This window comes from Micromonospora sp. CNZ297, from assembly GCF_007827625.1.
Window position 1 is genome coordinate 311485 of the sequence record NZ_VISU01000002.1, and the last position, 14538, is coordinate 326022.

Annotated in this window: 13 protein-coding genes and 1 pseudogene; 7 read left to right on the forward strand and 7 right to left on the reverse strand. The window is 72.6% G+C overall.

The window, feature by feature from the left end:
* Positions 1–58: 58 nt before the first annotated feature.
* On the reverse strand, positions 59–955 hold the full coding sequence (locus FB454_RS04905; RefSeq protein WP_013288298.1) for a Gfo/Idh/MocA family protein: 897 nt from the start codon (positions 953–955) through the stop codon (positions 59–61).
* A gap of 131 nt (positions 956–1086) precedes the next feature.
* On the opposite strand from FB454_RS04905, the gene FB454_RS04910 reads away from it, so the two are divergent.
* Complete coding sequence (locus tag FB454_RS04910; protein ID WP_145752968.1) at positions 1087–1497, forward strand: hypothetical protein; 411 nt, start codon at positions 1087–1089, stop codon at positions 1495–1497.
* A pseudogene (locus FB454_RS04915) lies at positions 1490–1965 on the forward strand (hypothetical protein). The gene FB454_RS04910 and the pseudogene FB454_RS04915 overlap by 8 nt, the downstream one beginning before the upstream one ends.
* Here the strand turns inward: FB454_RS04915 and fabG are convergent.
* Together fabG and FB454_RS04925 are read right to left on the reverse strand one after the other, a co-directional pair.
* Positions 1938–2696 carry a 3-oxoacyl-ACP reductase FabG gene (gene fabG, locus FB454_RS04920; RefSeq protein WP_047892017.1) on the reverse strand — a complete coding sequence of 253 codons (759 nt, stop codon included), beginning with the start codon at positions 2694–2696 and terminating at the stop codon, positions 1938–1940. The pseudogene FB454_RS04915 and the gene fabG sit on opposite strands and share 28 nt — an antisense overlap.
* 61 nt (positions 2697–2757) lie before the next feature.
* Entirely contained in the window at positions 2758–4410 is a 1653-nt protein-coding gene (locus FB454_RS04925; RefSeq protein WP_013475313.1) for an alpha-amylase family protein, read from the reverse strand.
* A gap of 53 nt (positions 4411–4463) precedes the next feature.
* Between FB454_RS04925 and FB454_RS04930 the strand changes: the two genes are divergently transcribed.
* Both FB454_RS04930 and FB454_RS04935 read left to right on the forward strand, forming a co-directional pair.
* Entirely contained in the window at positions 4464–5057 is a 594-nt protein-coding gene (locus FB454_RS04930) for a DUF1349 domain-containing protein (RefSeq protein WP_145822574.1), read from the forward strand.
* Positions 5058–5127: 70 nt separating this feature from the next.
* A complete protein-coding gene (locus FB454_RS04935) occupies positions 5128–5790 on the forward strand; it encodes a DedA family protein (RefSeq protein WP_013288304.1) in 663 nt (220 codons plus the stop codon).
* 12 nt (positions 5791–5802) lie between these two features.
* On the opposite strand, the gene FB454_RS04940 is transcribed toward FB454_RS04935, so the two are convergent.
* The 4 genes from FB454_RS04940 to FB454_RS04955 all read right to left on the reverse strand — a co-directional run bounded on the left by FB454_RS04940 (position 5803) and on the right by FB454_RS04955 (position 10171).
* On the reverse strand, positions 5803–7365 hold the full coding sequence (locus FB454_RS04940; protein WP_071097901.1) for a cellulose binding domain-containing protein: 1563 nt from the start codon (positions 7363–7365) through the stop codon (positions 5803–5805).
* A gap of 142 nt (positions 7366–7507) precedes the next feature.
* Complete coding sequence (locus FB454_RS04945) at positions 7508–8932, reverse strand: carbohydrate-binding protein (protein WP_071097899.1); 1425 nt, start codon at positions 8930–8932, stop codon at positions 7508–7510.
* Between the two features lie 78 nt (positions 8933–9010).
* Positions 9011–9757, reverse strand: coding sequence for a membrane protein insertase YidC (locus FB454_RS04950; RefSeq protein WP_145822575.1), 747 nt, complete (start codon positions 9755–9757; stop codon positions 9011–9013).
* 138 nt (positions 9758–9895) lie between these two features.
* Complete coding sequence (locus FB454_RS04955) at positions 9896–10171, reverse strand: DUF6412 domain-containing protein (RefSeq protein ID WP_013288308.1); 276 nt, start codon at positions 10169–10171, stop codon at positions 9896–9898.
* 186 nt (positions 10172–10357) lie between these two features.
* Here FB454_RS04955 and FB454_RS04960 point away from each other — a divergent pair, with 186 nt between their 5' ends.
* The 3 genes from FB454_RS04960 to FB454_RS04970 all read left to right on the forward strand — a co-directional run bounded on the left by FB454_RS04960 (position 10358) and on the right by FB454_RS04970 (position 14474).
* Entirely contained in the window at positions 10358–11506 is a 1149-nt protein-coding gene (locus FB454_RS04960) for a carboxylate-amine ligase (RefSeq protein WP_013475308.1), read from the forward strand.
* A 41-nt stretch (positions 11507–11547) separates the two neighbouring features.
* On the forward strand, positions 11548–12921 hold the full coding sequence (locus FB454_RS04965; protein ID WP_013288310.1) for an FAD-dependent oxidoreductase: 1374 nt from the start codon (positions 11548–11550) through the stop codon (positions 12919–12921).
* A 131-nt stretch (positions 12922–13052) separates the two neighbouring features.
* A complete protein-coding gene (locus tag FB454_RS04970) occupies positions 13053–14474 on the forward strand; it encodes a WGR domain-containing protein (protein WP_145822576.1) in 1422 nt (473 codons plus the stop codon).
* The last annotated feature ends 64 nt before the right edge of the window (positions 14475–14538 follow it).

Sequence of the window (14538 nt, forward strand, 5' to 3'; positions counted from 1 at the left end):
GGTGGGGTGTTAAGCGGGGGCCCCTCCTCTACCGGAGGCGTTAAGAAGGGGCCCTTCCTTACATCTCGACGGTTCGGCCCTGGGCGCGGGCGGTCTGCGCGGCGTCCAGCACCGCCACCACCTCGCGGCCGAACCGCACGTCGCAGCGGTGGTCGCGGGTGCCCGCGTCGACCTCCTCCAGCAGCTGGTCGAGCGCGGCGCCGAACGCCTGGAGCGCGCTGCCGTCGCCGGGCGGGACGGTCTCGGTGCCGTTCTCGCCGAAGAAGACGAAATCCCGGGTGACCGCCTCGGACGGCGCGTCCAGGGTGAGCGAGAGCGAACTGGTCGCGCCGCCGTCGTGGGTGAGCAGCAGGTGCACCAGGCCGCTCGGGCCGTCCATCGCGGCGACCCGGGTGACCCGGCCGAGCACCGGCAGGATCAGCGACAACGCGTGCGGGCCGATGTCCCAGAGCGCGCCGCGCTCCCGCCGCCAGGTCGAGTCGCCGTACGGGTTCCCGGGCTGGAAGATCGACGCGAACATGGTGGCGCGGGCGTGCTGCCAGCCGCCGGCCGCCGCGGTCGAGGCGAGGAAACCGGTGACGTTCGGGTGGAAGCGCTGGGTGAAGAAGACCACCGAGGCCACCCCGGACGCCTGCGCCGCGTCGACCACCCGGTCGGCGTCGGCGAGGTCGAGCGCCAGCGGCTTGTCCAGCAGCAGGTGCCGCCCGGCGGTGGCGGCCCGCACGGCGATGTCGGCCTGCACGTCCGGCGGGAGCGCCACGGCGACCGCGTCGCAGGCGTCGATGAGCGCGTCGACGTCGGTGAAGGCCGGTACGCCGTGCCGGGTGGCCAGTTCCTCCGCCTTCGCGGGGTTGCGCCCCCAGACGCCGGCGAGCCGGGCCCGCGGGTGCGCCTCGATGGCCGCGGCGTGCGTCTCCGCCGCCCAGTAACCCGTGCCGAACAACCCGAACCGCACCCCGACCCCCTGCCGTCGACGTCCGCCACCGGCGTACGCCGGGACCGTGATCCACGCTAGTCCCCCGGCCCGTCCGGCGCGCCCCGACCCGGCGGGCGAGCCGCTACTACACCGGTTAGTAGGCTGTGCCGGTGAACGACACCGTGTCGACGACCAGCGCGGCGGCCGCCTCTCCGGTGGACGGACCGCTCGCCACGGTCGCGATCGTGATCTCGCTGGCGCTCGCCGTCTGGGCCCTGGTGGCGGCGGTACGCCACCGGCCGCCGGACCGGATCCAGTTCGCCGGCCTGGCCGTGCTGGAGGTGGCGCTGCTCGCGCTCACCGTGACGGCGCTCGTCGCGCTCGGCGGCGGCGAGCGGCCGGGCGAGCCGGGCGCGTTCTTCGGCTACCTGGCGACGCTCGTCTGCCTGCCGCCGCTGGCCTGGGTGCTGGCCCGGATGGAGCCGACCCGCTGGGGCTCGGGCATCGTCTGCGCGATCTGCCTGGTCACGCCCGTGGTGGCGGTACGGCTCCAGCAGACCTGGGAGGTCCTCGGTGGCTGACACCACGACCGCGCACGAGCAGCGCGCCACCAACCGCGGCCCGGGACGGCTGCTGATCGCCGTCTACATCGTCTTCGCCATCGCCGCGACCTCGCGGGCCGGCTTGCAGATCGCCACGAAGTTCGACGAGGCGCCGGTGGCGTACCTGCTCTCCGCGCTCGCCGCGCTGATCTACATCGTGGCGGCGGTCGGGCTGGCCCGCGCCGGGCACACCGGCCGCCGGGTCGCGCTCGCCTGCTGCACAGTCGAACTGGTCGGCGTGCTCGGCGTGGGCGTGCTGAGCATCGCCGACAAGGAGCTGTTCCCGGACGAGACGGTGTGGTCCGACTTCGGCAGCGGCTACGGCTACGTGCCGCTGGTGCTGCCGGTGCTCGGCCTGTTCTGGCTCTGGCGCACCCGGCGCGACCCCGCCTGAGCGGGCCCGCGCCGGGTGGGGCCGGTCAGTCCTTCGGACCGCCGGCGACGTAGATGACCTGACCGGAGACGAAGGACGCGCCCTCGCTGGCCAGGAACGAGATGGTGTGCGCGACGTCCTCCGGGCGGCCGGGACGGCGTACCGGGATCTCGGCGGCGGCGTGCTTCTGGAGATCGTCGAAGTCGACCTTCATCCGCGCCGCGGTCGCGGCGGTCATGTCGGTGACGATGAAGCCCGGCGCGACCGCGTTGACAGTCACCCCGAACGGGCCCAGCTCGATCGCCAGCGTCTTGGTGAAGCCCTGCAGGCCGGCCTTGGCGGCCGAGTAGTTCGCCTGGCCCCGGTTGCCGAGCGCGGAGGTGCTGGACAGGTTGACGATCCGGCCCCACTTCGCCTCGACCATGTGCTTCTGCGCGGCCTGGCTGAACAGGAACGCCCCGCGCAGGTGCACGCCCATGACCGTGTCCCAGTCGCCGTCGGTCATCTTGAACAGCAGGTTGTCGCGCAGCACACCGGCGTTGTTGACGAGCACTGTCGGTGCGCCCAGTTCGGCGGCGATCCGTTCCACGGCGGCCTCGACCTGGGTCCGGTCGGACACGTCGGCGCCGACGCCGAGAGCCCGGCCGCCGGCCGAGCCGATGGCGTCCACCGTCTCCTTGGTGGCGGACTCGTCGATGTCGACCACGGCGACGGCCATGCCGTCGGCCGCCAGCCGGCGGGCGGTCGCCGCGCCGATGCCGCGCGCGGCTCCGGTGACGATGGCGACGCGGGGCTCCTCCGACATGCTTACCTCCCGGTAACTTGTGGCTCGATCGAAGGAGCTTAACCCGCCGGTACGCCGCCCCCTACCGCTCGTGGCCCCGGCAGAGCCGGATCCACCGGTAGCCGTACCCGCCGAGCTTGAGCCGGTCGAGCTTGCCCACGTCCTCGTAGTTGCGGTCGCTGAGCACGTCGATCGGCAGGTCCGCCTCCGGCGCCAGCGTGCTCAGGTCGACCTCGACGTCTTCGGTGCCGAGGTTGTGCAGGAAGACCATGGTCCCGGTACGACCGTCGGCGCGGTGCGCGAGCACGCCCGGCGGCATCGGCACGTCGATGTGGGTGGTGCTGCCCGAGCCGGTCTCCGGCGCCTCGCGCAGCGTCCGGATCATCCGCTCGAACCAGCCGAGCAGCGACCGCGGATCCTTGCGCTGGGCGGTGACGTTGACCTTCTGGTAGCCGTACTCGCCCTTGTCGATCACCGGGCGGACCAGCTTCTCCGGCTCGGCCGTGGAGAACCCGGCGTTGTCCGCGTACGACCACTGCATCGGGGTACGGATCGCGTCGCGCCCGTCCAGCGACAGGTTCTCCCCCATGCCGATCTCCTCGCCGTAGCGCAGCACCGGCGTGCCGCGCAGCGAGAACTGGAGCGAGTACGCCAGCTCCATGTGCCGGCGGTCGTTGCCGAGCATGGGCGCGAGACGACGACGGATGCCCCGGCCGTAGAGCTGCATGTTCTCGTCCGGCCCGAACTTCGCCAGCACGTCGTTGCGCTGGTCGGCGGTGAGCCGGGACAGGTCGATCTCGTCGTGGTTGCGCAGGAACGTCGCCCACTGGCCGCCGGTGGGCAGCTTCGGGGTGTCGCGCAACGCCTCGATGATCACCTCCGGGTCCTCCCGGGCCAGGGCGAGCATCAGCCGGCCGTTGAGCATGAAGTCGAAGAGCATGTGGATCCGGTTGCCCGAGCCGCTGCCGTCGCCGAAGTAGACGGGCAGCTCGTCCGGCTCGACGTTCGCCTCGGCCAGCAGGACCGCGTCGCCGCGCCGCCACTGCACGTGCTGGCGCAGGTCGGTGAGGAAGTCGAAGTCCTTCGGCGAGTTCGGGTTGCCCGGCTCGGTGCGCTCGATGATGAACGGCACCGCGTCCATCCGGAAGCCGGAGACGCCGAGCTGGAGCCAGAACGAGGTGATCTTCTTGATCTCCGCGCGGACCTTCGGGTTCTCGATGTTCAGATCCGGCTGGAACTTGTAGAAGCGGTGGTAGTACCACGCCTTGGCGGTCCGGTCGTAGGTCCACGTCTCGTGCTGCTCGCCGGGGAAGACCATGCCCTGGTGGCGGTCGTCCGGCTCGTGGTCGGCCCAGACGTACCAGTCCCGGTACGGCGAGTCGGGCGAGGACCGGGCGGACTGGAACCACGGGTGCTGGTCCGAGGTGTGGTTGACCACCAGGTCGATGATCACCCGGATGCCCCTGTTGCTCGCCTGGTGCAGCAGCTCGGCGAAGTCGCCGAGCGTGCCCAGGCGCGGGTCGACGTTGTAGAAGTCGGTGGCGTCGTACCCGTCGTCCTCGTTCGGCGAGGGGTGGATCGGGTTCAGCCACAGGCAGGTCACGCCGAGCCGGGCCAGGTAGTCCAGCCGGCCGATCAGCCCCTGGAAGTCACCCACCCCGTCGCCGTCGGAGTCCGCGTACGTGTCGACGTCGAGGCAGTAGACGACCGCCTCCTGATACCACCTGTCACCCATGCGAGGACTACTTCTCCGAACGCGCGCGGCGGCAAACCCGGTACGGTGCCGGGATGAGTGAGGAGGCGTACGACTGGTCCGCCGGCACCTGGCTGAACCCGCCGGAGCGGGCCGAGCCGGTCGACGGCGGCCTGCTGGTCGAGCCGCACGGCGGCAGCGACTTCTGGCGGCGCACCAGCTACGGCTTCGTGCACGACGACGGCTCGGCACTGCTCGCGCCGTTCCCGGCGGGCAGCGCCGTGGAGGTGTCGTTCGTCCTCGACTACTCGGCCCAGTTCGACCAGGCCGGCGTGCTGGTCCGGGTGGACAAGCGGCGGTGGACCAAGGCCGGGGTCGAGGTGAGCGACGGTTCGCCGCAGGTGGGCGCCGTGGTCACCGACGAGTTCTCCGACTGGTCGGTGGCGCCGGTGCCGCCGTGGTCGGGCCGGGAGGTGACGGTCCGGGTGAGCCGGGCCGGCGACGCGCTCACCGTGCGGGCCCGGTGCGAGGACGAGCCGTGGCGGCTGGTCCGCGTCGCCCCACTCGATCCGGCGGCGCAGGCGTCGGCCGGGCCGTACTGCTGCTCGCCCAGCCGGGGCGGCCTGCTGGTCCGCTTCACCGGCTGGCGGCGGGGTCCGGCGGACGCCGCGCTGCACCCGGAGGGCTGAGTCACAGGTGTGACAGCCGCCGGTCCGGGTAACACCTTCGGATCTCCGGCTCTCGCGTGGAAGGACCCCCATGGCCCTGGCCCAGGACGTCGACCCGAACCAGTTCACCGGGCTGACCGGCTGGGTGGCGAGCGTGATCGACTCGCTCGGCGCGGTCGGCGTGGCGCTGCTGGTGGCGCTGGAGAGCATCATCCCGCCGATCCCGAGCGAGATCGTGCTGGCGATGGCCGGTTACCTGTCCGCCGAGGGCCGGTTCAACGTGGTGTTCATCGTGGTCGCCGCGACGGTCGGCTCGCTGCTCGGCGCGCTGGTGCTCTACTGGCTCGGCGCGGCGCTCGGCGAGGAGCGGCTCAAGCGCTGGCTGGACCACATCCCGCTGGTCGACCTGCAGGATCTGGAGAAGGCCGACCGCTGGTTCGAGCGGCACGGCCGGTGGGCGGTGCTGATCGGCCGGGTGGTGCCGGTGGTCCGGAGCCTGGTCTCCATCCCGGCCGGCGCGAACCGGATGCCGCTCGGTGAGTTCATCCTGCTCACCACGCTCGGCAGCGGGGTGTGGAACGCCCTGATCGTCGGCGCCGGGTTCACCCTGGGCTCGCGGTGGGAGGACGTCGACAAGTACAGCCAGTGGTTCAACTACGCGATCTTCGCCGTCTTCGGTTTCATGATCGTGAGCTGGGCGGTGAAGAAGGTGCGCCGGCGGCGCGCCCGGCAGTCGGTGACCACCGGGCGCTGACCGCCGCGCGGGTCAGAAGCCCGCGGTGATGCCGGTGAACTCCCAGGTGTTCTGCGCGATGCCGGAGCAGTTGGCGACCACGCCGCCGCCGGGGCAGGGCCGGTCCCGGTTGACCGACCAGAACGTGAACCGGGCCAGGCCGCGCGCCTTCGCCCAGTCGCGGATCTGCGTCCAGGTGGCCGGCGAGGTCAGCTCCTGCTGGTCGGAAAGGCCGTTCATGCCGGACAGGCCCATGTGCGCGTACGCGGTGGCGTCCGACCAGCCGAACGCGTTGCGCAGCGCGGTCTTCAGGCCCTCGGCCGCGTTCACGGTGTTCTGGTACATGTTCGCGCCGCCGCCGAAGTCGAACGGCATGATGGTGAACACGTCGATCCCGGCGCCCTTGGCCGCCGCCTGGTTGATCAGCCGGGTGCCGTAGTACGACGGCCCGGTGGTCGAGGTGCCGAACGTGATGATCGTCTTGATCCCCGGGTTGTTCTGCTTGACGATCTTCAGGGCGTCCAGGATGCGGTCCTGCACCACCTCGTTCTCGAACTCGTCGCTGTTCTCGATGTCGATGTCGATCGCCTTCAGCCCGTACGCGTTGATGACCTGCTGGTACGCGCCGGCCAGGGCAGCGGCGGACGAGCAGTTCGGGCCGAGCTTGTTGCCGCTCCAGCCGCCGAAGGACGGGATGACGTCGCCGCCGGCCGCCTTGATCGCGGCGATGGTGGCGGCATGCGTGCCGCCGGTCAGCGGGCCGCTGCCGTCCCAGGCCGGGGTGCAGCCGCCGCCGGAGAGCACGAACGCGATGGTGAACCACTTGACGCCGGTCGCGCCCATCACGGTGGCGGGCGCGGGCGGATCGCCCCAGCCCGGGTAGAGGTACGGCGCGGCGGCCATCGCGCCACCGCCGCCGGTGCAGCCGCTGGTGGTGGCCGCGACCGCCGCCGACTTCGCCGACTCGCCGGTGCCGTTGTACGCGGCCACGGTGTAGCTGTGCCCGCTGCACGCGGCCAGCCCGGAGACGGTGGCCGAGGTGCCGGTGACTGTGGCCTTGACCGTGCCGCCCTCGTACACCCGGTAGCCGGTGACGGTGCCGGAGACCGCGTTCCAGGCGAGCGAGACGGCGGACGCGGTGGTGCCGGTGACCCGCAGCCCGCCCGGCGTGGCCGGTGCGCCCGGGTTGCCGGGGTTGCCGCCGCCGGTGCAGGAGGCGCCGTTGACCGTGCAGTTCACCGGGTCGCCGGTGCCGCTGACGACGAAGCCGAAGCTGGTGCTGGCGCCCGGGGCGAGCGCGCCGTTCCAGGACTGGTTGACGGCTGTGACGTGCTGGCCGGAGGTGGTCAGCCGGGCGTCCCAGAACGAGCCGAGCGTGCTGCCGGACGGCAGGTCGAACTGGACGTTCCACGAGGAGATCGCGGCGGAGCTGTCGTTGGTGACTGTGAACCGGGCCTCGTACCCGCTGCTCCAGCTGGAGGTGCGGACGAACGCGGCGGTGGCGGCGGAGGCGGGTGGCGCGGCGAGCAGGGCACCGGCGACCACGGCGGTGGTCAGCGCGGCGGCGAGCGTCGCCAGGCGGGGGCGGAGTCTCACGGCGTCCTCCAGGGGACGGGCGGGGGTGGAGAGGGATTCACAACCGTCGACGTGCGCCTATTATTAAGAGTGTTAACTGTTTCTGTCCAGCACCGGTGCGGCCCGAACCCCGGAGGGGGTCCGGGCCGCGTCCCGGCCGCACTCAGCGGCGGAAGGTGAACCAGTTGACGTTGACGAAGTCGGACGGCTGGCCGCTGCTGAACGTCAGGTAGACCGTGTGCCGCCCGGTCACCGCGCCGACGTTGCCGGGCACCGAGCGCCAGGTCTGCCAGCCGCCGGTGTTGCCTACCGCGAAACTGCCGATCGGCGGCGCGGTCGGGCTGTCCACCCGGACCTCCACCAGCCCGCTCACGCCGGACGCCGCGCCGGAGGCGACCCGGGCCACGAAGTCGCGCGGCGGCGTCGAGCCGAAGTCGACGTTGTCGTAGCGGGCCCAGTCGCCGTTGGCGAGCCAGCCGATGTCCTGGCCGCCCTCGGCGCACGTCTCCACCTGCACGCCGTTCTGCGCGTTGAACGACTCGGCCTGGATCGTCGCGTACGCGTCGCGCACCCCGCCCGGCGGCGGCGTGGTCGGCGTCGGCGACGGGTTGCTCCCGCCGCCGCGGGTGTAGACGGCCACGTAGTCGACGAGCATCGACCGGCCGGGCACGGTCGACGCGGTGGGCGTCGCGGAGCCGGCCACGCCGTCCGGGAAGCCGCCGCCCATCGCCACGTTGAGCAGCAGGAAGTAACCGGCGTGGTTGGTCATCTGACTCCAGTACGGCTCACCGATCTGGTTCTGCCCGACGGTGTGGAAGAGCTGGCCGTCGACGTACCAGCGCAGTTGCTGCGGGCTGGTCGAGGCGTCCCACTCGAACCGGTAGGTGTGGAACGCCGACTGGCAGGTGCTGCCCGGGCAGGCCCGGGAGGCGCCGATGCCGTTGAACTCCCCGCACGGGCCGCCCGGCGCGACGCCGCAGTGCAGCACGCCCCAGACCGAGTTGATCCCGTTGACGTTCTCCATCACGTCGAACTCACCGATGCCCGGCCAGTTCTGGTAGTTGCCCCGGTACGGCGAGCCGAGCGCCCAGAACGCCGGCCAGTACCCGGACGCCGCCGCGCCCGTCACGTTCGGCATCTGGATCCGGCCCTCCAGGGCCAGCACACCACCCGACGGCGGCTTGAAGTTCGCCCGTACCGTCTCGATCCGGGCCGAGGTCCAGCGGCCGGCCGAGTCCCGCAACGGCGTGATGCGCAGGTTGCCCGAGCCGTCGTGGGCCAGGTTCGCGGTGCTGGACGTGTAGGTCTGGATCTCGCCGGTGCCCCAGTTGGCCGGGCCGCCCGGGTAGCCGGTGCCGGTGTCGATGATCCAGTTGGCGGACGAGGGCAGCGTGCCGGCGGAGCCGGTGAAGTCGTCGCTCCACACCAGGCTCCACCCGGACGGTGTCGGGGGCACCGCGGCCTGGGCGGTCATCGAGACGCCCGCGAGCGCTGTGGTGAGCGCGAGGACACCGGCGGCCAGGGCGAGCCGGCGGCGTGTTCGGGGCACGGTGGCGGAGGCGGCCGGGGCCGCCGGGATCGGATTCATTCGGGGTGCCTCTCTGCGGGGACGGGTCCGGGAGAGCGCTCTCTGAGAGCGATTTCTACGCGCCCGCCCCCGCACTTGTCAACGCTTGTCGATGGCCGCCGCCGGCTGCGGCCGGCGCAGCACCACCTGCTCCAGCGCGGTCCACGCCGTGGTGGTGACCAGATAGAGCACCGCCGCCAGCGGCACCACGAGCGCCACCAGCACCGTGCCGTACGGCAGCAGCGGCAGCACCCGCCCGAGCACCGCCGCGCCCGGACCCTCGGCCGGCGTCCCGGCCACGGTGCCGGTGGCGGCCGCCGCCCGGCGCATCCGCCGCGACGACCACCAGGCCAGCGCGAGCAGCGCGGCCAGCAGCACGCCGAACACCAGCGGCACCGGGCCGGCCAGGCCGTCGCCGAGGTGCCACCCCAGCGGTACGCCGGCGAGCCGCTCCCCCAGCAGCTCCGGCGCGCCGTCACCGGTGGCGAACAGGCGGTACATGACCAGGAAGAACGGCGCCTGCAACAGCGCCGGCAGGCAGCCCGCGACCGGGCTGGCCCCGGCGTTGCGGTAGAGCGCGAACAGCTCGCTCTGGAGGCGGGCCGGGTCGTCGGCGTACCAGCGCTGGAGTTCCCGTACCTCGGGAGCGAGCGCGGTGCGACGCCGCTCCCCGCGGACCTGGGCCACTGTCAGCGGGGAGATCAGCAGCCGGACGGCGACTGTGAACAGGACGATGGCGGCCGCAGTCGCGGCGCCGCCGGTGAGCGGGGCGAGCACGTCGGCGAGCCAGGTGACGACTGTGGCCGCGGCCGAGGCCGCGGAGTGCAACGGTGCGAAGGCGAGCATGGGTGGACCCCTCGATGGCGATTCCGGGTGTCCCGGGCGGCGACGTGCCGCACGGCGGGACGGATGACGACGGAATCGGCCGCGGAAGCCGGGATGGAGGGATCTACCGGCCCGCCGGCGCGGGCCGGAAGAAGGTGGCTACGCGGCCGAGGGGTGCAGGCCGGGAGCGCGGGGGCGCGGACGCCCCGGTGCGTCCGGGTCGACCTGCCGGGGCACCCCGCGACGGCGGGCGCGGGCTCGCAGCGCGGCGGCGAACCGGGTGCCGGGCGGCGTGGGCAGCGCGCGGACCCGCAGCGCGAGCAGGGTGGCGAGCAGCAGCGCGGCGACGACGGCCGCACCGGCGATCAGCCCGGCCGGCCGGTCGGCGAACAGGGCGAGGGCGTACGCCCACGCTCCCGTCAGCACCGCCAGCATCCCCGTCACACGGCCACCCTAGCCCGCCGTGTCACGCCCCGCGGGCCCGTGCACGCCCACCGGCGGCACGACCCGTTCGGGCGAACCGGCGCCGACACACCCAGCGGCACGTTTCCCCAAACGGACACGGTGGGTAACAGGTCCTCGACCACGCGGCACGGTGCCGCGAGCGGTCCGGAGGAGACGGTGGTGACGATGAGTGGCTCAGTGGCGGAGCGGGAGCGGAGCGCCGCATCGGGCGGAACCGACCTGCTGACAGTCGGCGTCGAGGAGGAGTTCCTGCTCGCCGACCCGCACACCGGGACCGCCGTACCCGCCGTCGACCTGGTCATGGAGCAGGTGCCGGCCGAGCTGCGCGGTCAGGTGGAACGCGAGTTCCAGACCAGCCAGATCGAGATCGGCAGCCCGCCCGGGCTGGACCTGTCCTCGATCCGGCACTCGCTGTCGATGCTGCGCGCCGAACTGGCCGACGCGGCCGAGCGGGCCGGCGTACGGCTGCTCGCGATCGGCACCGGGCCGGTCGACGGGCCGGTGCCGCCGGTGGTGGACAAGCCGCGCTTCGACCGGATGATCGAACGGTTCCGGCTGCTGGTGCCCGGTCCCGGCAACAACGGCATGCACATCCACGTCGGGATCCCCGATCCGGACACCGGTGTGCAGGTGCTCAACCACGTCCGGCCCTGGCTGCCGATCCTGCACGCGGTCACCGCCAACTCCCCGTTCTCCCGGGGCGAGGACACCGGGTACGCGAGCTGGCGCTCGGTGGAGTGGGAACGCTGGCCGTCGGTCGCGCCCACCCCGTACCTGGAGTCGCACGAGCACTACGAGCGGCTGATCCGGCAGCTCATCGCCAGCGGTGTGATGCTGGACGAGGGGATGCTCTACTGGTACGCCCGGCTGTCCGCGAAGTACCCCACGGTGGAGATCCGCATCGGCGACGTCTGCCCGTCGGTGGACGACGCGGTGCTGGTGGCGGCGCTGGTCCGCGCGCTCGTCGCGACCGCGCTCACCGACATCGCCGCCGGCCGCCCGGCCGTCAACACCGACCACCACCTGCTGGTGGCGGCGCACTGGCGGGCCGCCCACGACGGGCTGGAGGGCGAGGGCGTCGACCTCACCGACGGTGAGCTGCGCCCGGCCTGGGAGCTGCTGGACCGGCTCGTCGACCGGCTGCGCCCGGAACTGGAACGGCACGGCGACCTGGACCGGGTGACCGATCTGCTGGGCGGGCTGCGCCGGCACGGCAGCGGCGCGGCACGACAGCGGGCGGTGTTCGCGCGTACCGGCAGCCTCGTCGACGTGGTCGCGGACGTGGCGCGGCAGACCCGTGGCTGAGCGGCCACGCGGCCGTGGCCCGGCGTGACAGGATGGGCGACGTGGCCGAGCGCATGATCGTCATCGGCGGCGACGCCGCCGGGATGTCGGCGGCGTCGCAGGCGCGTCGCCGCCGCGACCGGTCCGAGCTGGAGATCGTCGCGTTCGAACGCGGGCACTTCACCTCCTACTCGGCGTGCGGCATCCCCTACTGGGTCAGCGGCCTGGTCGAGGAGCGGGACGAGTTGATCGCCCGCGACCCGAAGACCTTCCGCGACGACTTCGGCATCGAGGTCCGCACCCGGCACGAGGTCACCGCCATCGACCTGGACCGCCGCGAGATCCTCGCGCGTGACCTGGACGGCGGCGGCGAGGTCCGCGCCGGTTTCGACACCCTGGTGTACGCCACCGGCGCGTCCCCGGTGCAGCCGGACTGGGCACGCGACGACGTGTCAGGGGTGTTCGGCGTGCAGACGCTCGACGACGGCGCGGCGCTGATCGGCTGGCTCGAACGCGAGCCCCGGCCCCGGCGCGCGGTGGTCGTCGGCGGCGGCTACGTCGGCGTCGAGATGGCCGAGGCGCTCGTGCAGCGCGGGCTCTCCGTCCAGCTCGTGGAGCAGGCCGACCAGCCGATGTCGACAGTCGACCCGGACATGGGCGAGCTGGTGGCCGACGCGATGCGCGCGACCGGCATCGGCGTCCGCACCGGCCTTCAGGTCACCGGTCTCCAGGAGCGGGACGGCCGGATCTCCGCGGTGGTCACGAACGAGGGGCCGATCCCGGCCGACGTCGTGGTGCTGGGTCTCGGCGTACGCCCCAACACCGCGCTCGCCGAGGCCGCCGGCCTGCCGATCGGCCCCTCCGGGGCGGTCCGTACCGACCGCCGGATGCGGGTGCCGGGCGTACCCGGCGTGTGGGCGGCGGGCGACTGCGTCGAGTCGCTGCACCGGGTCAGCGGCATGCCGGTGCACATTCCGCTCGGCACGCACGCCAACAAGCAGGGCCGGATCGCGGGCATCAACATCGGCGGCGGGTACGCCACCTTCCCCGGCGTCATCGGCACCGCCGTCACCAAGGTCTGCGAGCTGGAGGTGGGCCGCACCGGGCTGCGCGAGCGGGACGCGCGGGAGGCCGGCTTCGAGTTCGTCACAGTGCTGGCCCAGTCGACGAACCGGGCCGGCTACTACCCGGGCTCGCGGCCGATGACGGTCAAGCTGATCGCCGAGCGGCCCAGCGGGCGGCTGCTCGGGGCGCAGATCGTCGGCTGGTCCGAGGCGGCCAAACGGATCGACGCGCTCGCGGTGGCACTGTGGAACGGCATGACAGTGGACGAGATGACGGCGCTCGACCTGGGGTACGCGCCGCCGTACGCCCCGGTGTGGGATCCGGTGCTGATCGCCGCCCGCAAGGCCGTCGACGCCCTCGCCGCCGTGTAAGGAAGGGCCCCCTATTAACGCCTCCGGTAGAGGAAGGGCCCCTTCTTAACACCGACACCCGGGTTTGTCGGTGCCGGGGGTTAGCGTGTGCGCGTTGCCGGTTCGGCACTTCCCCTCGGAGGTATACCCCCATGTCCCAGGAGACGACCTACCTCGAACTGTCCGAAGTGGATGGTGGAGCGCACAAGTTCTACGAGGTGGTGGTCGACGACACCGCGATGACAGTGCGCTACGGGCGGATCGGCGACCAGGGCCAGGTGAAGACGAGCACCTACCCGGACAACACCCGCGCCCGCGCCGCCGCCGCGAAGAAGATCGGCGAGAAGGTCCGCAAGGGGTACGCCCCGGCGGTGCCCGGCGTACGCCAGAAGCGGACGGTGTCGCGCCGGCAGATCGTCAGCACCCGCTCGACCGCCCGCACCGCCCCGGTCCTCTGGCGGTACGCCTCGGGCGCGCCCGCCTTCGGCATCTTCGTCGACGACAGGCACTGCATGGTCGGCAACGAGCACGGCGTGATCACCACGCTCGACCACGACGCCCTGCTGGTCAACCAGGTCCGGCTGCCCGACGGGGTGAAGTGCATCGTCGCCGACGACGCCTGGGTCTACGCCGGCTGCGACGACGGCAACGTCTACGACCTGTCCGGCAAGGTGCCGCGCGCGGCGTACGCGATCGCGCCCGAGATCGACATCTACTGGCTCGACATCCACGACGGCGTACTGGGCGTGTCCGACCGCGACGGCGGCATCTCCGCGATCGACCACGAGGACGAGTTCCTCTGGCGCCGGCCGGGGCGGGGCCGGTCGGCGTGGATGGTGCGCTGCGACGCCGACGCGCTCTACCACGGCCACTCGCAGGGGGTCACCGGTTACGACTGGCGCACCGGGCGCGAGCTGTGGCACACCGGCACCGGCGCCGTCCTTTTCGGCTGGCAGGAGCGGGACGCCGTCTTCGCCGGCACCGGCACCCGCGAGGTGGTGCGCCTGCGCAAGGACGGCCGGGCCGAGCAGGTCTACCACTGCGACGCCGCGGTCTTCTCCTGCGCCACCGCCGAGGGCGGCCGGTACGTGTTCGCCGGTGACAGCGCCTCCTCGATCTACTGCTTCGACCAGGCCGGCAACCGGCTGTGGAAGCTCGGCACCGGCTGCGGCTCGGCGTACTCGATGCAGTACCACGACAACCGGCTCTACGTGGTCACCACGAGCGGCTACCTGGCCTGCATCGACGCGAGCGAGGCGGCGATCCGGGCGGCCGAGGCGGGCAGCGTGCCCGACGTGGTCGACGTCAAGGCGCCGGCCCGGATGCCCGAGACGGCCGCCTGGACCTCGGTCGAGGTGACCACCGACGACCGCGACGGCGTGCTGGTGCAGTGCGTCGAGCAGGGCGGCCGGTTGCGCGTCCACGTCCTCGCCGACGGCTACCGGCGGGACTGGTCGGTGCAGTTCCCCAAGGGCATCCGGGAGCCGGGCGCGCGTTACCTGGTCACCGAGGTCCGCGAGTCCGGCCGGGGCGGCTTCTACCGCGCATACGGGGACATCCGCCGGCTGCGCTGACCGCAGACCGCAGACCGGCGAGACCCGGCCCGGGACAGCGGATCGTCGCCGCACCGGTCAGGAT